Here is a 22,098-nt window from a genome sequence, read left to right on the forward strand (position 1 = left end):
CGTTGTCTCGCCTTTTATTGCTTACTCTACTTAGTCAAACCATAGATGATTGATGCGTTTGAAAAAGTACGAATCTGACTGAAATCAAACCTTTTGCTTTTTGCGGGACCAAACGACAACTGGAATAAGCAGCAAGGAAAGGAACCCTCCGATAAAAGAAAGGGTTGTGTAACTGGATTGGGCCACGACCATACCCGATAATGCTCCACCAGAAGCACCAGCTAGTGCGATTAACACATCCACTGTTCCCTGTGTTTTTGCCCGTGATTGAGGGGGTGTAGCGTCAATAATAGCTGCTGTTCCACTAATTAATCCAAAGTTCCACCCTAAGCCAAGAAGTGCAAGACCAAGAATGAGAAGTACCATTGAATCGCCTGGAGCAAGCGCAGACACCAGGCCAGCTAAGAGCAAGGTTATACCTGAAGCGTAGGACATTAATGTACGCCCGTATTTATCGACAAGTGCACCGGTAATCAAGGAAGGCAGATACATTGCTGCAATATGAATACCAATGACAAGACCAACATCTCCTAAACCATGCCCATGATGCTTCATATGAACCGGTGTCATGGTCATAATGGCTATCATGACAATTTGAGTTAGTACCATCACTGTAGCTCCTACGATGATACCAGATTTATTAATAATTGGTTCTTGAGGAGTTGTTCCATCCACACTGTTTTGGATGTCTTTTGCACGCTGTGCTTCTGCTATAGCTTTGGAGACGATAAATGGGTCCGGTCGTAAAAAAATGAGAAGAACCACTCCGGCAATGATATAAGCCAGGGACGCGAGCATAAATGGTCCTGTAAGGGCTGGTGCCCCTAGTGAAATGGCCACTTGCCCCGTGATGTTTACGAGATTCGGTCCGGCTACTGCACCAAATGTTGTGAAAACCATGGCTGCACTAATGGCTTTGGCACGCTGTGTGGGCTGAGCCAAGTCTGTACCCGCGTAACGAGCCTGTAGGTTTGTTGCTGTACCAGCACCATAGATTAACAATGAAATAAAGAGCAGCGGTAAATTGTCCATTACAGCAGCTAGTACAACTCCGATTGCTCCAATTCCTCCTCCGATGAATCCGGTCGCTAATCCTGCACGACGCCCAAAGTTCTGAGAAAGGCGACCAACCAATAACGCAGCACCTGCTGAACCTAATGTAAATAGTGCTGCCGGCACTCCCGCGAAACTGTCCGTTCCTAGCATATCCTGGGCAAGCAGCGCGCCCACCGTCACGCCCGCAGCTAATCCAGCTCCTCCGAAAATCTGTGAAAGAATAACGATGATCATGGTTCTTTTATACAATTGACGCTGCTTCTCAGGCGACTCCACATATTTTGTTAGTGATTCTGAGATATTTGTTTTGCCGAAGGAATCTAATGAGTGTTCAGACATTTCCTGTTCTCCCTTATGTTATATCTAGCGGTATTCAGAGTAATTTTTTGTTTTCCCATGATCGACTATCCCTCCATATATGATTTGAAAAATCCAGAGTTCCCCGCATTACTTTCCCCAGACACCTCATTAGATTGATGTCATAAACTGACACAACTGAATGTAATGCTTATTAAAATCTATTATAAATTCGAATCTCTGGTTCAGCTTGAAGCAAGTCTTTCAGTCCAACAACAACATCATTCGTGAAAAGGTCACTTTCTAAGTATGCTTTAGCTTCAGCCTCGCTGTTAAAGCCATGAAGAACTTGTACATCTTCATCACGGACTAACAATTCCTTAGATACGGCACCAGCAATACCTGAAAGAAATGGCTCTTTATATTTTGTATAAACATTTACAGCCTCCTCGCGTTCCTGTGCATTAATTATGAGTGTAATTTGAAGATATGCTTTGGCCATAATTGTAAAACCTCCATTAAATAATGTATTGATTGCATAATTCAAATTATCAATCAATTAATTGAATTATATTTCACTATGAATTACTTCGTCAAGTAAATATCTTTTGACCGGTTCTTGATTACATGGAAGAACATGATACAATTTTATTAATCAATTGAATCAATTCAATCATTAAAGCTAATGATTGATGATAAACACATTTCATATCATGTCAGAATATTATTACTTAGAATAGAGGTTATTCACGATGGAAGATAAATTGGATACAGCAAAAGCATTAAAGGAAGAACTGTATAGACAGCTCGCCCGAATCGGCAAAAGTTTATCAAGCGACAAACGACTTGAAATATTGAATGTACTAGCTCAAAGTCCTAAGACTGTTGAAAAGCTGGCACAGTTCACAGGCATGAATATAGCGAACGTATCACGCCATCTGCAAATTTTGCTTGATGCCAAGCTTGTTAAGTTCACCAAAAAAGGGACATATGCCATTTATTCCATAGCAGATCCGGAAATTATTGATTTTATGTCTTCGCTTTGGCGTATAAGCGAGAAGCAACTTCCAGATATCTCGAAATTAAAAGATGATTTTATAAATAACCTCAATGATATTCAAACCCTCTCCATGGATGAAGTCATGGAGAAAGTTGATAATGAATCCATCATCCTAGTGGATCTACGTTCGAAGGAAGAATTTGAGACAGGACATATTCCAGGAGCCATTTCAATGCCCATGGACAAGCTGGATATCATGATGCGAGAACTCCCAAAGAACGCTGAAGTCGTTGCTTACTGCCAGGGACCCGTTTGTGCATACTCAGCAATCGCGGTAGAAAAATTGCAACAAGAAGGTTTCAAAGCCTATCGTATGGATGCAGGTATCAATGAGTGGCAAAGCCATTTCATCAATTAAGCCTTCTAAACAAAAACCACCTAATCATCATTTTGATGAATAGGTGGTTTTTGTATGCAAATAGACTTCTTGCTCTGTTTATTGAACTACCGATGATATATAGCCAGAGACGAGCGAATCATAGTATCCTATCTCACCCGAAGTTCTGGATAACAATTGAGCACCTTGTACAAATGCGATAAGTGTCTTAGCTTGTCCCAGAGCAGAATTAGAGAACGAGAATTCGCCATCTGATTTCCCTTGTTCAAGTACATCATGGGCCCAAACCGTATTGGCTTTGAAAAACTGGTTTAATTCATCACGAATTTCAGTCGGAAACGAATTCAGTTCAGCAGCCATCATGGAGCACAAACAGAGCTTGGTGTTGTTTTCCAAAGTTTCACGATAGAGTTTGAAAAAAGATTCTAACTTCTGCTTTCCACTCGGATCTTGAACGTTGATTTGTTGAAGTTTATCCATAAATTCTTTGCGGTATCGTCTCAAAACAGCCTGAACCAAGTCTTGTTTAGATGGAAAATGATAATGAATACTCGCTTTACGTATTCCAATAGCATCGGCAATGTCAGCATAGCTAAATCCATTATACCCCCGCTCTTGAACCAGGATGAGGCCTGTATCCATAATCTCCTGTAATGTATTTCTTTTATTAATCATTAACGATCTCTCCATTGTCATTTATTGAATGTACCGTTTAATGATTTCATTTGCGACTCTTTCGGCTGATTGTAGAGCGCCTTCAAGATGACCTCCTTGCTGTGATGCCATTTCGGTTCCAGCGAAAAAAATATTCTGTAACGAATCTTTTTTGTTTATTACGGGACCGTAATTTGGAAAATCGAGCAGCGGCTCTGAGTCCTTCTCTACTGCAGTGTGTATATCTGAAGACCAATCTTTGTATAGAATTGCTTTTACATGTTTAGCTGATGGGCCGAATAGATGTATCAGTTGATGCATCGCAAGTTCAATGATCTGTTCTTTTTCCATACTTAAACGCATCCTAGCAGAGAGGCCAAAGAAGCCAAAAAGTGCACCAGAACCACTAGAAGGTGAGGCATCATGTATTTCCTGTAGAGGACCTACTCTACTTGAAACAAATCCGGAAAGTCCTTGATCACGCCAGAAGGGGTTATCGTAAACCGCTACAATCTTCGCTTGACCACCCATCCAGGTCGGTTTATTTATTAAATTGGATTGTATTTCAACAGGCATTTTGGGTAAGAAAGAGATATTTTGTTCAATCACCCTAGGCGGGAGAGCAATGATAAGTGAACTTGCATGAAATTCCTTCTCATGCGTTTGAACTTTCACCTTGCCATTGCTCTGCTGATGAATAGCAGTAACTTTAGCATTCAAATGAATGGCTTCGGTTGGTAGTCTGGCAACTAATGCATCAATAAGTGCTTTTACTCCACCTACAAGCCGAAATGAATAATTCATCGCTCCTGCGGGCAAATCATGCTGTAATGGCGGCTCGGTTCGGGATCGTTCTACCAGCATCTTTCCTTCAGTGAATTGTTCAAATGTCTGCAAATCAAGCTCTTTGACTAAGCGGTCCATTGCATATTCATAACGTGGCCAGTACCAAGTCGGTCCCAGATCAAATGTTCCTAATGCCGGATCCCCTTCAACCGCTAAGCTCAGGACCCTTCCTCCAATGCGATCCCTCGCTTCCAAGACCATGCATGGGATTCCCTGTGCATGAAGTAAATGAGCAGCACGAAGCCCACTTAAACCTGCTCCGACGATGATTACAGACTCATCCTTGTTATACTGCATTTTCATTCGAATACCCCTTTATAATGATAGAAAAATCCAGACTACTCCATAAAGAATTAACGAAGGCGAGCAGTAACGCCGCCATCTAAAGGCATAACTACACCTGTAATCCAGGAGGCCGAGTCACTAGCCAAGAACAAAATGGCTTCAGCAACATCATTTGTTGTTCCGTTTCGTCCGATGGGATGAAATGCATTGAAACTTGGCAACACTTCGGCGACTTCTTCTTCACTCATAAAGGTGTTGTAAATTGGGGTTTCAACAACGGCTGGTGCCACTGCATTCACTCGTATATGATCCCCAGCAAATTCCACTGCCAAGTTTTTAGTCAAAGCATGTCTACCTGCCATCGCTGCTGAATATGCAGAGGATGGTGTGGATTCAACCGCACTAATGGCCCACATTGAACCGGTATTTACGATTGCTCCGCCACCTCTTTTTTTCATCTCAGGGATCACGGCTTGTGAAGGATAGAAAGTCCCTTTAATGATTGTATCCAAATATGATTGCAAATCATCTTCCGTGTGGTCCAGAAATGGGGTTGGGTTGAATTTTCCTGTGTTATTTACTAAGATGTCCACCCCGTCAAACGCTTCAACAGCTGCTTGAACCAATTTTTTCGAGGTTTCTGGCAAGCTTATATCCCCTGAGACAGCGATAACTTTTTTGCCAGATGGGTCAATTTCCAGGGCAGTCTTCGCTAAAACATCTTCACGGCGTCCATTAATGATTACATTAGCTCCTTCTTCAAAAAAACGTTGTGCAGTTGTTTTACCAATCCCTGTTCCTCCACCAGTTACAATTACCGTTTTATTCTCGAATTTCATCTTTCTGCATCTCCTTTTTTTATCTACCAGTAGGTAGTTTGAGTTTATATTTTCTGTCTTTCATATGTTTTAAAAAATAATCAGCAACAATGTAGGTTGCTGCTGATTCCCTTATCCATTAATTATTGGATAAGGTTAAGAATTTTGGTTTTGATTACATCTCTTTGATGGATTCCAATCATTGTTTCAATCAGTTTGCCATCCTGAAACAAAAGTAACGCTGGAATGCTCCGAATACCAAATTGCGAGGCAAGCTCAGGTTGTTCATCCACATTAACCGTAGCAATTGTAGCTTTTCCTGCTAGACCATCAGCTAATTCGTGAATGATGGGAAGCTGAACTTGGCATGGACCACACCACGCTGCCCAAAAATCGATAAGCGTAATGCCTGACTCTATTTGTTTTTGAAAGGTCTGACTATTTAATGAAACTGCACTCATAAGGAATACCTCCTATTATATATATTATTCAATCGATATTATATTCAATTGATTGATTGAATTATAGAACAGCAAAAAACTTATGTCAACATCGTTTTATATTTACTATTTATTATGAACTCCCCCCGTCTCAAGTTTGTAGACCATTCTTAAGTGAAAAACCACGAAGGGAATTCGTTCGAGGAACACAAAACATAGCAAGGTGATTTCACATTTTTATTCAGACATACTTAAGACTGCTCGAAATCTTGTCTTTGCTGATATCATTTTTTCATATGCTTCACTTGCCCGTTCTAGAGGAAACACTTCAATGATTGGCCGTACATCAGTCAAAACGCTAAACTGGACTGCTGCTTCAATTTCTTTAGACTTTCCAGTGAATGTTCCCTTCACAGAATGAGACCCCTTTAAGAAATCCATTGCTGATAACTCTAGACGATCCCGTGATCCCGCTACAATAATCAGTTCGCCGCCCGTATCCAGGCCATGAATAAGAGAAGAAATTACGCTAGCATTTGGTGCCGTGGCAAGAATAACTTTTGCTCCACCAAGTGTTTTTAGAGCTGTGGCGGGGTCTTCTTTTTCCGAATCAATGTAAATATGTGCCCCGAGTTCTCTGGCCAAGCCTTCTTTATCCCCTCCACGGGATATTGCCACTGTTCGGTAACCAGCTTTGTTCGCATATTGGACGGCAAGATGTCCCAATCCACCAATGCCCGAAATGGCAACTACATCACCTGGACGCGCCGGACTATTTCTTAACGCACTAAATGTAGTTTCACCGGCACACAGTAAAGGAGCCGCCTCTTCAGAAGAGACTTCGTCGGGTATAGAAACGAGCGCATCTTCATATGCGATCATGAACTCTGCGTACCCACCGTCGATGGTCAATCCTGTCACTTGATCGTGTCCACCATGATACCCCAAGCCTACACGCTGCCCAATCTCCCACTTTGTCGATCCATTACCTCGCTCATCAACTATACCAACGACTTCGTGGCCAGGAATTCGCGGATACGCTGGAGCAAATCCTTTGATTGTACTTGAATCCCCGCTACAGATTCCGCATGCTTCTATTCGAAGAAGTACTTGCCCTTCTGCAGGTTCAGGTACCAAAATTTCAACCAATTTCATAGGTTCTCCTTTGGCCGGAACTTGAATTGCTCTCATTTTCTTCAATCGTTTTTCCCCCTATTTCGGTTAGTAATAGTAGTATAGAGAAATAATCAATATTATTCAATTGAAAGATTGAATAATTGATCAATTTAACTTCTCGTACTACAAGTTCGAAATACAGCACCATTGTCTATATATCGAAAATGTTGATCAATATAGAGTGTTATCCTGTAAGTGATTTAGATCAGATAAAATGACCATCCAGTTTCAGCAGTCTTTCCGCGAAAACCTCGTTTGCTCTGGTAGGAATATGACCTATCCGGCGAACTAAGGAAAAGTTTCGTTCGATGTGGATATCTGGAATGGTGATTTCCTTCAACATGCCAGCGGATAACTCCCTTTTTACAACCCAGCGGGACAACATGGCGATGCCTAATCCAGAGAACACCGCTTCTTTGACGCCCTGACTGCTGTTGAACACGTATGAACGGTTTACTCGGAGTCCCGTCTGAGCCAGAAATCGATCACTAGACGATCTGGTGCCGGAACCCATCTCGCGAAGTATCCACACTTGATCTTGCAATTGTTCCAGATCCGCATTCACCGAAGTGTGAAGAGGATATCCTTCCGATGCCACAATAATCAATTCGTCCTTCATGAATGGTGTCACGTTCAGATCTTGGGCCTCAATGTCCTCTTCAATCAAACCAAAATCCATATGATTACTTCGAATAGCTTCAACAACTTGAGATGAATTTCCGATGAATACTTCCATGGCCACTTCAGGGTATTGCCTGGCAAATGACGAAAACAGGCGAGGTAAAACATATTCTCCAATCGTAAAACTAGCCCCAATCTGCAATGAGCCGCTAACATTATCCTGCAATCTGGCAATATCCAATTTCGCCGACTCGTATAGATTCACCATTTCCTTGGCACGTACATATAGCAGCTCCCCAGCCTCCGTCAGTTTCACCCATTTGGGCGAACGATGCATTAACTTTACATCAAATTCCTTTTCTAATTTACGAATGTGTAAGCTAACACCGGGTTGCGATAAATGCAATAGTTCTGCCGCTCTAGAGAAATTCCGCTGTTCCACTACAGTTATATATACTTTCAAGCTTTCCACGATCATATAATGCATCTCCCTGATAGTATTTAGCCCCAAATATCATTTCAATCATTATGATTCGTTATGATCAGCATTTCATTCCGGTATTTCTCTTTTCAATCATAACTAATTATAGTTACAAGTGAACAAGAAATAAAGAAATCGGACGTGATATCCATGAATTCAACTTCTGTCTTGCTGCAAGAAAAAAAGAATAAACAAGGGGTTGTGCTGGGAATTGGGCTTACTCTAATGCTTGCCCTTGCTGCCAAATATGCAGCCAGCTTACCTTTTTTGCACATCATGGGCCAGCTTGTACTTGCTATTTTGTTCGGCATGATCTGGAGAGCGGTCCGGAATGTACCTGATCATATGGTGAGCGGAATTTCCTTTTCAGCTAAAAAGCTTCTGCGATATGGAATCATTTTGCTTGGCATGCGGCTGAATTTGAAGGATATTCTTCATGCGGGGCCCAAGGTTGCCTTGATTGCCTTTCTGAACATTACCATAACCATTTTTGTTGTGTACGGCATTGCAAAATTCTTCAACGTGGAGAGACGTTTAGGGTTATTAACTGCATGTGGAACAGCGATATGCGGAGCTGCAGCAGTTGTAGCCATTGCACCTCAGATCAAAGCCAGAGACGAAGAAACCGCCATCGGTGCAGCTACTGTAGCGATTCTGGGAACATTCTTTACGATGGTTTACACCCTTCTATATCCATTTCTACACTTGTCTGCATCCGAATACGGCGTGTTTTCAGGCGCTACATTGCACGAAATCGCACATGTGATTGCAGCTGCAGAACCTGTGGGCCCAGATGCTGTGGACCTGGCTGTCATTGTTAAATTAACGCGTGTAGCCATGTTGGTGCCCGTCGCTATCTTGATTGGATTCTGGACGAATCGTTTGGATCGCTCCAAAAATTCAGGAAACAGCAAGATGAATAAAAGAAGCCTGAAATCCCTCCCGATCCCTTGGTTTATTTTCGGATTCCTCATGATGAGTGCTCTGAATACGCTGCAGGTTATTCCTTCAGGCTTGACGAATCTAATCATTCTTGCAGCTTATATGCTGATTGCTATGGCCATGGCTGGTCTGGGCCTAAGTGTAGATACAGTTACGTTTCGGCGATTGGGCCTAAAAGCTTTTGCAGCCGGCTTTATTGGCTCCATCGTTCTTTCCCTCATCGGATATGTATTTTTAAAGCTATTTCATCTTGGCTGATGAAAATAGTTTGCCATCTATCTCACTATATAACCCCATAAGCTGGACTAACTTTACTACGACAAATAGAAAAAAGCCGCTAATGATAGCGGCTATACATGAAAATTTCTCTTGCCTAGCAATATCAATAAAGCTTTGGCAGTTTGTCCAGTGTAATGGCATAGTCACAATGATATGCGCTGCGTAACTCATTATTGGTCGTAAACTTCTCCGTCTGTCCAAAATCACGGGACCACGTCATAAACCATAACCATGGAATACGCGATTCGGATAAGTTTCTGATGCTCGGTATGGGTCCAATCTCCCCGATGGCAGCCAATTTGGGAGTGCGTGTGACACCTATCAGTTCCTCATACTCCTCACGTAAATCGGTATGTTGATGGGCCGGGGGATACATATCCCTGGAAATGATGTCCACCACGTCATCTCCGACATAACCTTCAACTAAAGGTGAATTCCAAACCCAAATCAAATGATTCAAATTATGATCATACGTATATCGCTTATACATGATACGGTACAACTCTTTCGCAATAGCCGGGCCTTGACTCCCCCACCAAAACCAGGTACCTTCCGCTTCATGAAAGGGTCTCCACAAGATAGGGATGCGTTTATCACGAAATTCCCGGAGAATCACGGCCATATGATCCATGTCGGACAATAAGGCTTTGTGTTCTTGGGTCCCCTCTACAATGGCTTTCCTCACATCATAATCTGTATGTTCCGTATAAAAACTTTTGTCCCGTCCACCAAGAGGAGAAAACCAGTGCCATGTAAACGTAAGCAGTCCTCTTTTTTTCTCCGTCCACTCCCAGGCTTTTTGCAGTGTATCCTGATTTTCAGCGACTTCCAGCAAACACTCTTCACCACTATCGTCATAATTGATGTTTGGAGAATAACCGAGGAGCTCAAATCCACATAGCGCCGGCCATTTCCCTGTTACCCGATTAACGTAGTTCAATTCTTCCTGCGCCATGGTTTGTGTATGCTGTCCTGTAATGATGCCCTTTCCTTGAATCTCGCTCAAATAGTTGAGCACTGACCGTACTTCTTCCGATGCATTAGGATTGCAAGGTATCGTTTTCATCTTTGCCTGCCTTTCTGTCAATCATGGAAGGGTTATTGGCCGCTCCATAGTTTAACGCGGTCTTTCACATACTGACCAAAAGCCTCTTCCATCTCTTCTACTCCTGCTTTCTCCAATTCAGCCATGTACTCATCCCAGACTTTATCGAAATTTTCCGGTTTGGCCATGACTGCCTCAGGAATTCGTTTCCAAGTGATATCCTTCATTTTGGCCATTAGAATTGTTGCCTGACTATCACTTGGCAGTGTAATATTGTATACCGCACCAGCCTTCCTTTCAGGAAACTCCTCTTCTTTCGGGAAAAGATCTCTCCAGTGCTCGACTTGGTAAGCAGCCAAGGCTTCTTTTTCGGGTGCACTATAGGTGGCTGTCAGAAGATCACTGTTCGTTTTCGTAAAATAATTGCCTGTCGAGTCCTCAATGCCATCCCCATAATGAACCGAAAGGTTCCAATACAGGCCAAGACCGGATTCCTTCATGTAGGCACTACCTTCACGGTCCATCTTTTCTTGAACTTCCTTCGGTACAATTCTTTTTCCGTTCTCGACAATATAGTCTTGTCCCTCGATCCCCCAGTTCATCAGAATCTGACCTTCTTCCGAAGCGAGGTAATCCAAGAATTTGATGGCAGCTACCGGATCTTTGCATTCGCTGGAAATCGCTATTCCATATCCCCCATCAAAACCAGCGGACCAGAAATTTGTATCCTTATATTCCTCAGACAACGTTACTGGATAATGACCATAAGTCTGGTCAAATTTGCCCGCAGCTTTCAGTGCTTGTTGAGCATCGCCATAATCCCATGCAGGGTCGATCAGACCAAGCACACGACCGGATGACACTTTGGATTTGAACTGATCCGTCTTTTGCACGAAACTTTCCTTATCCAGTAAACCGATATCATTCATATGGTTCAACCAGCGGAAGTATTCTCTCTCCTCCGGACGTCGGAAATGGTACGTTACATCGAATGTTTCTTGGTCCACATAGTATTCACCATCATCCGGCGCGCCTGTCGTAAAGAATCCCATGTTCGTCACCTGATACATATGCCAGTCATCCGCATTAATGGTGAGTCCGATATTTTTATTGCCGTTTTCATCTGTTGGGTGTTTAGCCAAATAGTCTGTAATTACCTTTTCATAGTCTTTTACTGTACGGATTTCGGGATAGCCGGCTTCCTTCACCACACGGTGCTGCAGCTGGAAACCACCGTCGGCTTTGAACTTTCGTTCTTCGATGGCAGACCAGGTTGGAATCGCATAGATGGCCTGATCCTCTAAACTGTACTTGGCACGGACGATTTTATCGCCAAGCATTTTTTTAATATTGGGCGCATGTTCTTCAATTAAGTCAGTTAGGTCAAGGACTGCTCCTACATCCACGAGCTTGCCCAGATCAGCCTTTGCAGCTATAAGATCGGGGACTTCCCCGGTGGCAGCCATGATCGATACCTTTTGCACAGGGTCTCCCACTGCGAATTCAGCATCCAATATGACCCCTGTTTTCTCTGTAATGACTTTTCCTATACGGTCCTTCATATTGTTCCAGTTAGGACTCCCATCCTCTGAAAAGTAAGTAAGCGTAATCGGATCCGATCCGTTTCCAGTGGCGGATTCCCCTCCACTGCTTCCACTGCAAGCTGCGAGCTGACTGATTAACAGACCCGCTGAAAGTATGGCTGCCGTTGTTTTTCGGGTTCGCTTTTTCAAAACAAACACTCCCCATGATTCATATTATTTAAGGTAAACAGGCCAATAACATATCGCTTGAATACAAAGTCATTGACGTTTCAGTGTCTCATTAGCTTTTAACAGCACCCAGCGTCATGCCTTTAACAAAGTACTTCTGCAAGAAAGGATAAACAATGAGAATAGGCACGGTTGCGATGATGGTAATCGCCATTTTCACAGCGTCAGGAGACACCTGCGACATCAATTGGGACATGTTTTCCCCGCGTATATTGTTTGAATTCGTAGTTGTACTTTGAAGCACTTTCATAAGCTCATACTGCAAGGTCGTGAGGGAATCATTTGACCCATTATAAAGGTACGTATCAAACCAAGAATTCCATTGCCCCACAGCAAGGAACAGGGCTACGGTTGCAAGTGCAGGCTTGGTAAGCGGGATTATGACACGCCAGTAAATGGTGAAATCATTAGCCCCATCAAGCTTGGCTGATTCTTGCAGCGCATAAGGGATACCATCAATAAATGAACGGATGATAAATATATTGAAGGCGCTTACGAGTCCGGGCAAAATATACACCGCGAATGTATTAATCAGATCCAGATTCTTAATAAGGATAAAACCAGGAATCAACCCGCCGGACACATACATGGTAATCGCCAGAAATACGGAAACAAAGCGTCTTCCCTGAAATTCTCTCCGAGCCAGTGTGTAAGCAACCATTGACCCGCTTATAAGACCCGCGAGTGTCCCTATAAGCGTTCGAAGAACTGATATTTTAAAGCCGGTGATCAACCCTTCATAACTAAAGATGAGCTTATAATTTTCCAAAGTGAATTGTCTAGGAAAAATAGATATTCCCCCCCGTACGGTATCCACGGAGTCGTTGAACGAAATAGCAAGCACATTCAAAAAAGGATAAAGAGTCGCAATAGTGACAATTCCTATGAATACATAAACAAAGATGTCGAATATCAAGTCTTGGGGAGATTTTGCGCCAATCTTCGGTCGTTTGCGTTTGACAGAAGAAGGTGTCTGCTGGGATGCTTCCATGTCTGTTCCTCCTCTTACATAATGCTCTCGTTAGCGAATTTTTTGAAGAGGCCATTCACGACGAACAGCAAAATCACGCTAATTACCGAGTTGAAGATACTTATAGCGGTACCGAAGGAATATCTCCCCATGGATAAACCATAATTCAACGCATACAGATCCAATACTTCGGAATAATCACTGACCATGTGATTGCCAAGCAAAAATTGTTTTTCAAATCCGATTCCAACGAGATGGCCAATCGACATAATAAACAGTACGATAATGGTTGGTCTGATGCCCGGGAGTGTAATATGCCATATTTGTCTTAATCGACTGGCTCCGTCGACTCTCGCTGCCTCATACAGTTCAGGTCCAATTCCCGAAATGGCCGCCAAATAGATAATGGCATTCCATCCGGTCTCCTTCCAAACATCCGCTCCGGTCACTATTCCCCAGAACAAATTTCCCTTGGCCATGAATTGTATCGGCTGGTCTATCAAATTCAGCCCCAAGAGCAAATCGTTTATCGCACCTCCGTCGGTTGACAGCATTTTAATGACGATTCCGGCGGCCACGACCCAAGACACAAAGTGAGGCAGGTAAGAAACCGTTTGTACGAAACGCTTCATAAACTGAACCCGCACCTCATTCAGAATCACGGCGAACAGTACTGGAAACACGAATCCTGCAACCAGTCCCATAAGGCTCATGGCCAGCGTATTTCTTAACACCAGATAGAAGTGTTCATCCTGAAAAAGTGCCTGAAAATGATCGAATCCAACCCATTTCTGATCGAAAAACCCTTTGCCCGGTCTGTAGTTTTGAAATGCCATCGTCCAGCCCCATAAAGGCAAATACTGAAAAATAAACACCCAAATCACAAATGGAAATGACATCATGTACAAGTACTTTTGATTCTTGAACACTTTCCACTTTTGTGATTTTTTTTGTTGATGCATACGAAACCTTTTCTCTTGTGTTATTGCTTTCATTTCATCCCCCCCTTTCTTCTCTCATCATAAAGCGATTACAATTTTGGCAACATATCAGAGATCCATTACAATTTCATTCAAAAATCTATACTCTTTTCAGCAAATTCATTATTTTTTTCATAAAGTGATAAATAAAAGTCCTCTGCAGTTAAACAAAGCAGAGGACTTTTTAGGACATTGAATTTTATTAATTAAAAAATTATATATTTACTTGATTTTCTCAATGAGCAGCTCTTAATTTAAACCACACACTGGTGTAATCTCCTGTAAGAGGCGGGATAATCAATCCTGCTTGCATTAAACGGTCCCCATGGAATGATCCCACGTGTCCACTCTCTCCATTCACCTCATACATATACGAATGATCTAAGCCTCTGAGCTGAAGAACATCCGTAGCAGGATTGGGCTTGGCTAACACTTGAAAATAAAATACGATCGCTTCACATCGATCTTCCGAAACAAACATCCAGGAGGTTTCATTGCCTTGAAATGGACTTCGAAGTCTAAATAAATCACCCTTTTGTATGAGGGATCGATGTTCCTTATACATGGCAACCTGTTCCTTCACCTGGATTTTCTCAGCATCGGTGAACTGGGTCAAATCAAGTTCATAGCCAAAATTCCCCGACATTGCGACGTCTCCTCTGAATTTAAGGGAGGTTTCACGGTGTACTTGATGGTTCGGAACGGCAGAAATATGAGCGCCGATGGTACTAACGGGATATACCAGGCTGGTTCCGTATTGGATTTTCAGCCGTTCTACGGCATCCGTGTTATCACTTGTCCACGTTTGTGGCATGTAATAGAGCATTCCGGGATCAAACCGACCTCCGCCGCTGGAACAGCTCTCAAACAAAATTTACGGAAATGCAGTAGTCAATTTATTTATAAGTTCATAGAGTCCAAGTACATACCGATGTGCAATCTCCTGTTGATTTTCGGGTAAAGCCGCTGCAGAGCAGATCTCGGTCAATGGGCGGTTCATGTCCCATTTCACGTAGGAAACAGGTACATTGGCAAAGATATCAGCCAGTGCATTGTACAGATAATCACGGACCTCCGGCCGTGAAAGGTCCAGCACCAATTGCCATCGCGCTTCCGTCCGCCTGCGGCCTTCTGCGTGCAGACACCAGTCCGGGTGTTTTCGATACAGTTCACTGTCGGGTGAGATCATTTCAGGTTCAAACCATAAACCGAATTGCAGGCCTTGACGTTCAATTCGTTCAGCCAAGTCACGCAAACCGTTAGGAAGCTTTCGACGATCTTCAACCCAGTCCCCGAGAGAGCTGTTATCGCTGTCACGTTTGCCAAACCAACCATCATCAAGCACCAACAGTTCAATCCCTAGTTGAGAGCCAGTTTCGGCAATGGCTTCAATCTTATCAGCTGTAAAATTAAAATAAGTAGCCTCCCAATTATTCACAAGGATCGGGCGCTCCTTATCCCTATGCACTCCGCGGCATAAACGGTTCCGATAGAGTCGGTGATAGATTCGGGACATGCCTCCGATCCCTTCATTTGAATATACCAAGACAGCCTCAGGGGTTTGGAAGGATTCCCCGGGAGCCAGCATCCAACAAAAATCAAATGGATTCAACCCGATGCCCAAACGAACGACTCCAAAAGCATCGACTTCTGCTTCAGCATGAAAATTACCGCTATACACCAAATTCACTGCAAAAACTTCACCATGCTCCTCATCGGCACCCGGGCTAACCACAGCCGCAAAAGGATTGTGCTGATGACTGCTCATTCCGCGTCTACTCCCAAGGCTTGTACCTCCTGGGCCCAGCGGCCTGCGCTGAAGCTGTGCTTCTCGTGCCCAGTGTCCCGCAAGGTATAATAGCTCATAATTGCTCTTACCGTATAAATCGACATTGGCGCTAAGCGCACGTAAAAGTCTAACGGTACTCTGACCATTGTTCTTAAATGAGGCAGATCTGGTAATAGCCCCATCCATGAAGATGCTATATTGTAGTAAAACGGTCAATCCTGAATATGCATCCTCCAATTCCAGCTCCAAGGTATCTGCTTCATGATCCGACTCCGTGTACACATAAGGCAAACCTTCAATTCCCGGTTTACCGGCTCCTGTGGAATAGCCTTTGTAGCGAAGCTCTGTGATTCGGCTTCCGTCTGCAAGCTGAACTTGATAGGCAGGCGATCTGAAATCACCTGCTCCATATTGCGGATACTCCTGAGGCATTGAATCAGGTTCCTTTTTCTCCAACCTCGGTACAAGGTTCTCTAAATTCCCTTTCTCAGACAACCGTTGACCCCAATATACCAATAATGGAAAACCGTCTATGATCTGAATAACATAACTGGTTACACGGGATTGCAGATGAAAAATATGCTGTGACTCGTCAATATAAATGGCCATTATACTATTCACTCCTGTTAAACTGGTTTGTTCCTGCTCCATAATAAAATGGATGTTATTTCCATCTCGGACTGCCGTACAATCCCTTGGGAAGTTCATCCAATGTGATCACGTTGTCATGATTGTAGACTTTTTTCAAATGTTCCTTTGTATTCGTTTTTCCATCACGCAGAACATCGCCAGTCCATGTATTGAAATAGCTCCAATGTGCACCGTACGTCTGCAGCAGATCAGGATCGGGAATCGGCCCATTTTCGGCAAGTGCCACAAGTTTCTTATGCTTGCTCAGAAACAAGAGCTCGTCGTACTTGGCAATGTTCGGGCTGTGATCACCGGGTGGATTATAAATGTCGACACTTACCATATCCACCACATCATCTCCCGGGTACCACTCCTCCTTAACAGAGTTCCAAACCCAAATGAGATTGTTTAACTCATGCTTCTCCGTCAATCGTTCGTACATTAATCTATACAATTTTTTGGCAGGTTCAGGACCTTTGGCTCCCCACCAAAACCAGCCGCCCTCCGCTTCATGCAGCGGTCTCCAAAGTACGGGAATATGGTGTTCCTGCAGCCGTTTCAATTGAGCAGCGATCGCATCAATATCCCGGATTAAAAGCTTGTAATCTTCCGATTTCGGATGATTGAGAGCATATTCTACATCGAAGGTTGTGAATTCTGTATTAAACCCCCGCCACCACTCGTGGCCTGGTTCATTGCCGCCGATCCCTTTCGGCGCATTCCAGTGCCAGCTTAAGGAGACAATGCCTCCACGCTTGTACCACTCCATCATCTTCTCTACCTCATTCGAGGTGCTTCCGTTTTCCACACGGGATGGAGAATAATCCATTAAATCACTGGAAACCAGTGCAGGGTACTTACCTGTCTGCTGGTAGATCCACGCTGCGTCCTCTAGGGTTTGCTGCCCTGATATAATCTTTTTTCCATACTGGTTGGTCATAAATTTCATTAATGCTTTGGCTTGCGGGGATGCTTTGGAATTGCTTAAGGGATCCATCTTTGTTTTTTGCGTGGTTATGCGGGGTTCTACACGTTCAAGCTTGATATATTCAATGCCATAGTACCCCCACCCCCTTAATATTTGAATGGAGTTGTTACCGCTGTTCAGAAGCACCTTTGTCATCTTTTTTTCTGCTCGAACCGTCCCTGGCTTTGGCGCACTGAGCGTCAGCTCCCCGGCTCCCGAACCATTTACTTGGATGGAAGTCGCTTTATCCCCATTTCCTTCTGGGATGTAGTATCCCAAACTTAACTCATAAAGCCCATTTTCCGGTGCTTTAACCTGGAATGTAGCGCTTCCCTTCTGAGCTGTGGCCTTTTCATCCTCTTCAAAAAAATAAGAGATATAACCTGTGCCATCGTAGAGATCGTCCTCCGCTTTGGCTGCTGTCTCATCGCGCTTCTTAATCCCGTACCCTTCGATTGAAGCATCTTTGAATGTGGCAATTATGGCCTGATTTTGATCGGAAGTAGTATGGGTTTCAACAACAAATCCCGGTACCGTAATAGCGGCTTCCACCCTGGAATGAGTAAAACTCAACATGAGAATATACAGAACGAAAATGGCCGAACCAAACATAAAACAGGTTTTATATGATGTTGAATATCTAATAGGTGAACCTGATTTTCCCTTCATTTTATTGCCTCCCCTCTGTTGATGGCATTTCTGTTATCGCTTTCAAATGATTGTATTCCCTCCTTTCATATCCACTATATTGGCACAGGGACATCCAGGACATATCACAAATTTCAGATCCTTTCATTCTAAAATCATCTATGTTTTCAGAAACCCTCAATTCATTTACATACGAATAACAGAAAACTCCCCTACTATTCGTTAATTCCATTAGTAGAGGAGTTTTGCTCATTCTTTTTTCTGATAAAAGGAAGGTGATATTCCTTCCAGCTTTTTAAATTTACTATAAAAATAATTGACGTTTGAATATCCTACCCTTTCAGCGACTTCATAAACCTTCATATCCTGAGCAAGTAATTCCTTCGCTTTTTGGATCCGTATCCGGTCAAGATATGCGTTAAAATATTCTCCTGTATAACTTTTGAAAAGTTGACCCAGATAGGAGCTGCTGTAGTTAAACAAGACGGCAAGCATTTCCAATTTTAGGTTATCCCCATAGTGGCGATCTATATAATCCAGCAATCGCTTCATTTCATTGTCCTTGCTGTTATAATCTGCACATTGAGCCAGCCTCTCCATGACAACTGATATTCGGTCAACGAGATCCCGCATATAACGGGAATGATATACTTCAGCAAGAAATTGGGCCGGCTCGCCTGGATAACCACTCATAGACCAGACACGTGGATGGACTTTTCGAACCGTTTCATTGGCCAGGTAGAAGAAGCGGTCACGAATATGCTTTTCCTCTGCTTGAGCAGCCACTTGCTGCCATGCTATTTCGTTTAAAAAAGAAGAGATCGCACTTGCATGTCCAACATCGACCAGGTAATGGAGCCTGAAGGCCTCTTCTTCTTTACTGGATAGGGAAGATCCTGAATGTTGATCCGTTTCCTGTCGATAAGATTCTGGTGTTTCCTCGGTCAGGAGCCTTCCCCTATCGTAAAAGAAACTTTGTTCCAAAAGAGATCGTGCCGTTTTGAAAGAATGAATGATGTCATCTAGTGACCGAACAGGCTGACCCAACGCTACGTCCATTTCGAATCGAAGCTCTCCGGATAAGAGTTGAAGGTTCTTATAGAGTTCACTCCACCCTGCTTCGCTTACAGGAGAGCTGCCAAGCAGCAGAACGATGTATGGAGCGAAATATAATACGACTCCTTGACGTCCGGAAGCATAGGTTCTGCTCACCATATCCTTGAAATTCTGAATTTGTTCGCTTTCTTCTTGGTCTAGGGCAGAGAAGGCAATTAAAACAATTTGATAGGTTGTCCATTTCACTTCAAATGAGTTTGACCATTCACTCAGAAGGGAATCATCTAACGCATGTTTACCGGTTAGTAATGAGTAAAGTATCCATTCTGGCGTATTTGTTTGTTGTAACAGGCTTTTTTCGTGCACCTTCGAGAGCTGTTCGTGAATCTTTTGGAGAGATGCCGACAGTTCTTCCTTGTTCACCGGTTTCAACAGATAAGCATCGACGCCGAATTGAAGGGCCTGGCGTGCATACTCAAAATCCGCGTAACCACTGAGAATAATGACATGACTGGGCCAGCCACGGTGGCGGATTTGCTGAAGGAGTTCAAGTCCGTCCATTCCCGGCATACGGATATCCACCAACAATACATCAGGAATCGTTTTTTCAAATATACGAAGGGCTTCATTCCCACCAGCTGCTGTTCCAATCACTTCGAACCCCAATTCCTTCCAAGGTATTAACGTTTGCAACCCCAACCGTAGTTTGGGTTCATCATCAACAATGATCACTGAAAACATTAAGTTCGACCCTCCTTCGGTATGCAAAATGTGATACAGGTGCCTTTCTTCTCTATGCTATTGATGGTGAGCCTTGAAGCTGTACCGTAGGTGAGTTCCAATCGGTCATTTACGTTACGAAGACCAATACGATCCCCTGACTCATCGGAGCCCGTTAACTGTTTTTCTAGCTGGCTCATTTTCATGGGTGAAATACCTGCGCCATCATCGTGGATTTCGATCAAAAGCATATCCTGATCATTAAACTTAGTCCGAATCGTGATCCGCGTTGGACCCTCTTTGCGATCTAGCCCGTGGACGATCGAATTTTCAACCAAAGGTTGAATGATCAGCGGTGGGATTTCTATCTGTTCGGTTTCCGGATCGATTTCCATACTGTATTGAAGCCGGTCTTCATATCGAAATTTTTGTAGTTCCAAGTAACAACGTACCATATTCAACTCATCCGACAACGGAATCTGACGGCTTCCGACCTCCAAACTGTTTCGGAGCAACATGCTTAGCTGCCATACGACTTGGGCCAGCCCCTCTTCCCCGCGAAGATGAGCTTCCATTCGGATGGATTCAAGTGTATTAAACAGAAAGTGGGGATTCACCTGACTTGCCAGCATCTTGAATTTGATATCATTTTGTTTTTGTAATAATAACTGTTTCTGCTGATTGCTTTCTTCCACTTCAAACATCAGTTCACTGATCCGGTGAACCAGATCATTGAATTGCCGAGATAGTTGTCCAATCTCATCTTTTCCGTCGAGGTCCAGGTATGTATCCCAGGATACCGTGCCTACTCGGGACATATGTTTACTGAGTCGGAGCAATCTCCTTGCTATAAAGGATGCGGAAATATAAACAAGCACTATTGCAATGATGAGACATCCACCTATCACCAAAGTGGCCAAACGTATGATAGCGTTTGCATCTTGCAGAATGTCCGATACCGTAAAAACGGAAATAATGCGAAATCCATTCCAGCTGTTTTGAGGAGTTACATTGGCTATGACCACCTTGGATTTCTTTCCATCCATGACAGCTTCGTAGCTGCCCTGGGTTTGAGACATCATGTTGCTCCCCCCGTGTACAGAAGCGAGGTTCTTACCGTAAAGATCTGGCCGATTGGCCGCAACAATATGGTTGTTATCATCCACAATCATTGTGGAAAATGTCTCCTGAGATAGAATCGAATTCAGCAAATCGGAATTCACGTTAATAACCAAAACACTCTCATTTTTCAGATCATCCAGATTGATTTTTCGAACGAGGCTCAGGTAATTTTTTTGATCACGTTCATCCTCAATATAGCCCCAACCAGCCAGCCCCTTTTGACTTAAGGCAGACTTGAACCAATCAGACTCTTTTGTTCGGTCATCTGGCTGCATAAATTCCCAGTTATTAAGCATGGTTGGATTGTCCGTGTATAACCGGATTGACTTAATCTCTTTATACAGCCGCATATAATCTCGAATGTCCGTGTATTGACGATAGGTTTGAATAATTTCGTTATAGCTTTCATAGCTTCGGCTTACTATGGACTTCATCCGGTTATCATTGGAGAGTTGATAGGAAATATCTATGGCAACATTGATGACCTCCTCGGTCCTTTTTTGGACACGTTCTACATTATTCGTTGCTTGCTCAAAGGCGTTCAGGATCATGACTTCCCTCAACTTGCTTGTTAGATAGATACCACTTACTAAAAGCGGGAGTACAGCCACCGTTATAAATATCAAGGACAGCTTACTTTTAAGTCTGATGTCATTTAGTCTTCGCATAAAACGCATAACACGATCCTCTTTCCTACATTTAGTTCTCCTTTTAGCATAAAACCAAATGTACTATTCTCTTTTTGGATAGTCAATGAAACATTTCGATGAGGTCTGGTTAGCAATGACCTAACGTTCTTTTCCATTTCGGCAAAAGGTACACGCTTTTACACGAGTCTTACCCACTGCATGGGACCTAAACGAAGTTTCTTAAAAACAAAAAAGCCGCTAATAATAGCGGCTTCGATGGGACCATCTTCTTGTTCCTAGACAATTGGTCTACGAAATAATGACTTACCCTGATCTCTTTTTATACTTCTTTACCAAATACGATTTCTTTAACCTCTGCAATTGGCATGTCTTCCCCAGTAAAAAGTTTATAAGCAAGTGCGCCCTGCCATAGGAACATACCGAGACCATTGATTGCTCGGGCACCATTTGCTTTTCA

At 43.2% G+C, this 22,098-nt stretch carries 17 protein-coding genes and 2 pseudogenes; 2 read left to right on the plus strand and 17 right to left on the minus strand.

Annotation, left to right across the window (positions count from 1 at the left end):
• Positions 1–84: 84 nt before the first annotated feature.
• The gene (locus AC3RCI_RS15780; RefSeq protein WP_492525374.1) at positions 85–1,395 is read right to left on the minus strand and encodes an MFS transporter; all 1,311 of its coding nucleotides are present in this window, start codon (positions 1,393–1,395) and stop codon (positions 85–87) included.
• Between the two features lie 172 nt (positions 1,396–1,567).
• Entirely contained in the window at positions 1,568–1,855 is a 288-nt protein-coding gene (locus AC3RCI_RS15785; protein WP_492525376.1) for a hypothetical protein, read from the minus strand.
• A 250-nt stretch (positions 1,856–2,105) separates the two neighbouring features.
• On the opposite strand from AC3RCI_RS15785, the gene AC3RCI_RS15790 reads away from it, so the two are divergent.
• A complete protein-coding gene (locus AC3RCI_RS15790) occupies positions 2,106–2,771 on the plus strand; it encodes an ArsR/SmtB family transcription factor (protein WP_492525378.1) in 666 nt (221 codons plus the stop codon).
• A 78-nt stretch (positions 2,772–2,849) separates the two neighbouring features.
• Here the strand turns inward: AC3RCI_RS15790 and AC3RCI_RS15795 are convergent, their stop codons facing one another.
• The 6 genes from AC3RCI_RS15795 to AC3RCI_RS15820 all read right to left on the minus strand — a co-directional run bounded on the left by AC3RCI_RS15795 (position 2,850) and on the right by AC3RCI_RS15820 (position 8,068).
• Positions 2,850–3,425 carry a TetR/AcrR family transcriptional regulator gene (locus tag AC3RCI_RS15795; protein WP_492525380.1) on the minus strand — a complete coding sequence of 192 codons (576 nt, stop codon included), beginning with the start codon at positions 3,423–3,425 and terminating at the stop codon, positions 2,850–2,852.
• A gap of 21 nt (positions 3,426–3,446) precedes the next feature.
• Positions 3,447–4,553, minus strand: a complete 1,107-nt coding sequence (locus AC3RCI_RS15800) for a flavin monoamine oxidase family protein (RefSeq protein WP_492525382.1) — start codon at positions 4,551–4,553, stop codon at positions 3,447–3,449.
• Positions 4,554–4,603: 50 nt separating this feature from the next.
• A complete protein-coding gene (locus AC3RCI_RS15805) occupies positions 4,604–5,374 on the minus strand; it encodes an SDR family NAD(P)-dependent oxidoreductase (RefSeq protein WP_095357774.1) in 771 nt (256 codons plus the stop codon).
• A 122-nt stretch (positions 5,375–5,496) separates the two neighbouring features.
• Complete coding sequence (trxA, locus tag AC3RCI_RS15810) at positions 5,497–5,814, minus strand: thioredoxin (RefSeq protein WP_492525384.1); 318 nt, start codon at positions 5,812–5,814, stop codon at positions 5,497–5,499.
• Positions 5,815–6,030: 216 nt separating this feature from the next.
• Positions 6,031–6,993 (minus strand): zinc-binding dehydrogenase, encoded by a 963-nt coding sequence (locus AC3RCI_RS15815; RefSeq protein WP_176475951.1) that lies wholly within the window; start codon positions 6,991–6,993, stop codon positions 6,031–6,033.
• Positions 6,994–7,174: 181 nt separating this feature from the next.
• Complete coding sequence (locus AC3RCI_RS15820) at positions 7,175–8,068, minus strand: LysR substrate-binding domain-containing protein (protein ID WP_492525386.1); 894 nt, start codon at positions 8,066–8,068, stop codon at positions 7,175–7,177.
• Between the two features lie 153 nt (positions 8,069–8,221).
• On the opposite strand from AC3RCI_RS15820, the gene AC3RCI_RS15825 reads away from it, so the two are divergent.
• The gene (locus AC3RCI_RS15825; protein WP_492525388.1) at positions 8,222–9,271 is read left to right on the plus strand and encodes a YeiH family protein; all 1,050 of its coding nucleotides are present in this window, start codon (positions 8,222–8,224) and stop codon (positions 9,269–9,271) included.
• 124 nt (positions 9,272–9,395) lie between these two features.
• Here the strand turns inward: AC3RCI_RS15825 and AC3RCI_RS15830 are convergent, their stop codons facing one another.
• From AC3RCI_RS15830 to AC3RCI_RS15870, 9 genes and pseudogenes are all read right to left on the minus strand, one after another.
• Entirely contained in the window at positions 9,396–10,358 is a 963-nt protein-coding gene (locus AC3RCI_RS15830) for a glycosyl hydrolase (protein WP_492525390.1), read from the minus strand.
• A gap of 32 nt (positions 10,359–10,390) precedes the next feature.
• Entirely contained in the window at positions 10,391–12,070 is a 1,680-nt protein-coding gene (locus AC3RCI_RS15835) for an ABC transporter substrate-binding protein (RefSeq protein WP_492525392.1), read from the minus strand.
• Positions 12,071–12,161: 91 nt separating this feature from the next.
• Entirely contained in the window at positions 12,162–13,100 is a 939-nt protein-coding gene (locus AC3RCI_RS15840; protein WP_336781674.1) for a carbohydrate ABC transporter permease, read from the minus strand.
• Between the two features lie 14 nt (positions 13,101–13,114).
• On the minus strand, positions 13,115–14,074 hold the full coding sequence (locus tag AC3RCI_RS15845) for an ABC transporter permease (RefSeq protein ID WP_336781675.1): 960 nt from the start codon (positions 14,072–14,074) through the stop codon (positions 13,115–13,117).
• Between the two features lie 220 nt (positions 14,075–14,294).
• A pseudogene (locus AC3RCI_RS15850) lies at positions 14,295–16,457 on the minus strand (alpha-galactosidase).
• Positions 16,458–16,512: 55 nt separating this feature from the next.
• Positions 16,513–18,114: a glycosyl hydrolase gene (locus AC3RCI_RS15855; RefSeq protein WP_492525394.1), complete on the minus strand. Its 1,602-nt coding sequence runs from the start codon at positions 18,112–18,114 to the stop codon at positions 16,513–16,515.
• A 228-nt stretch (positions 18,115–18,342) separates the two neighbouring features.
• Positions 18,343–19,890, minus strand: coding sequence for a response regulator (locus AC3RCI_RS15860; RefSeq protein ID WP_492525396.1), 1,548 nt, complete (start codon positions 19,888–19,890; stop codon positions 18,343–18,345).
• On the minus strand, positions 19,890–21,668 hold the full coding sequence (locus AC3RCI_RS15865) for a sensor histidine kinase (RefSeq protein ID WP_492525398.1): 1,779 nt from the start codon (positions 21,666–21,668) through the stop codon (positions 19,890–19,892). The genes AC3RCI_RS15860 and AC3RCI_RS15865 overlap by 1 nt, the downstream gene beginning before the upstream one ends.
• Before the next feature lie 292 nt (positions 21,669–21,960).
• Positions 21,961–22,086 (minus strand): annotated as a pseudogene (locus AC3RCI_RS15870) (quinate/shikimate dehydrogenase); the annotation flags it as partial.
• Positions 22,087–22,098: the final 12 nt, after the last annotated feature.

The organism is Paenibacillus sp. MT124 (assembly GCF_058792755.1).

What these genes read in the sequence shown, in the direction of transcription:
- AC3RCI_RS15780 (WP_492525374.1), bottom strand. Translation starts at nt 1,395, where the DNA reads ATGTCTGAACACTCATTAGATTCCTTCGGCAAAACAAATATCTCAGAA.
- AC3RCI_RS15785 (WP_492525376.1), bottom strand. Translation starts at nt 1,855, where the DNA reads ATGGCCAAAGCATATCTTCAAATTACACTCATAATTAATGCACAGGAA.
- AC3RCI_RS15790 (WP_492525378.1), top strand. Translation starts at nt 2,106, where the DNA reads ATGGAAGATAAATTGGATACAGCAAAAGCATTAAAGGAAGAACTGTAT.
- AC3RCI_RS15795 (WP_492525380.1), bottom strand. Translation starts at nt 3,425, where the DNA reads ATGATTAATAAAAGAAATACATTACAGGAGATTATGGATACAGGCCTC.
- AC3RCI_RS15800 (WP_492525382.1), bottom strand. Translation starts at nt 4,553, where the DNA reads ATGAAAATGCAGTATAACAAGGATGAGTCTGTAATCATCGTCGGAGCA.
- AC3RCI_RS15805 (WP_095357774.1), bottom strand. Translation starts at nt 5,374, where the DNA reads ATGAAATTCGAGAATAAAACGGTAATTGTAACTGGTGGAGGAACAGGG.
- trxA (WP_492525384.1), bottom strand. Translation starts at nt 5,814, where the DNA reads ATGAGTGCAGTTTCATTAAATAGTCAGACCTTTCAAAAACAAATAGAG.
- AC3RCI_RS15820 (WP_492525386.1), bottom strand. Translation starts at nt 8,068, where the DNA reads ATGATCGTGGAAAGCTTGAAAGTATATATAACTGTAGTGGAACAGCGG.
- AC3RCI_RS15825 (WP_492525388.1), top strand. Translation starts at nt 8,222, where the DNA reads ATGAATTCAACTTCTGTCTTGCTGCAAGAAAAAAAGAATAAACAAGGG.
- AC3RCI_RS15830 (WP_492525390.1), bottom strand. Translation starts at nt 10,358, where the DNA reads ATGAAAACGATACCTTGCAATCCTAATGCATCGGAAGAAGTACGGTCA.
- AC3RCI_RS15840 (WP_336781674.1), bottom strand. Translation starts at nt 13,100, where the DNA reads ATGGAAGCATCCCAGCAGACACCTTCTTCTGTCAAACGCAAACGACCG.
- AC3RCI_RS15845 (WP_336781675.1), bottom strand. Translation starts at nt 14,074, where the DNA reads ATGAAAGCAATAACACAAGAGAAAAGGTTTCGTATGCATCAACAAAAA.
- AC3RCI_RS15855 (WP_492525394.1), bottom strand. Translation starts at nt 18,114, where the DNA reads ATGAAGGGAAAATCAGGTTCACCTATTAGATATTCAACATCATATAAA.
- AC3RCI_RS15860 (WP_492525396.1), bottom strand. Translation starts at nt 19,890, where the DNA reads ATGTTTTCAGTGATCATTGTTGATGATGAACCCAAACTACGGTTGGGG.
- AC3RCI_RS15865 (WP_492525398.1), bottom strand. Translation starts at nt 21,668, where the DNA reads ATGCGTTTTATGCGAAGACTAAATGACATCAGACTTAAAAGTAAGCTG.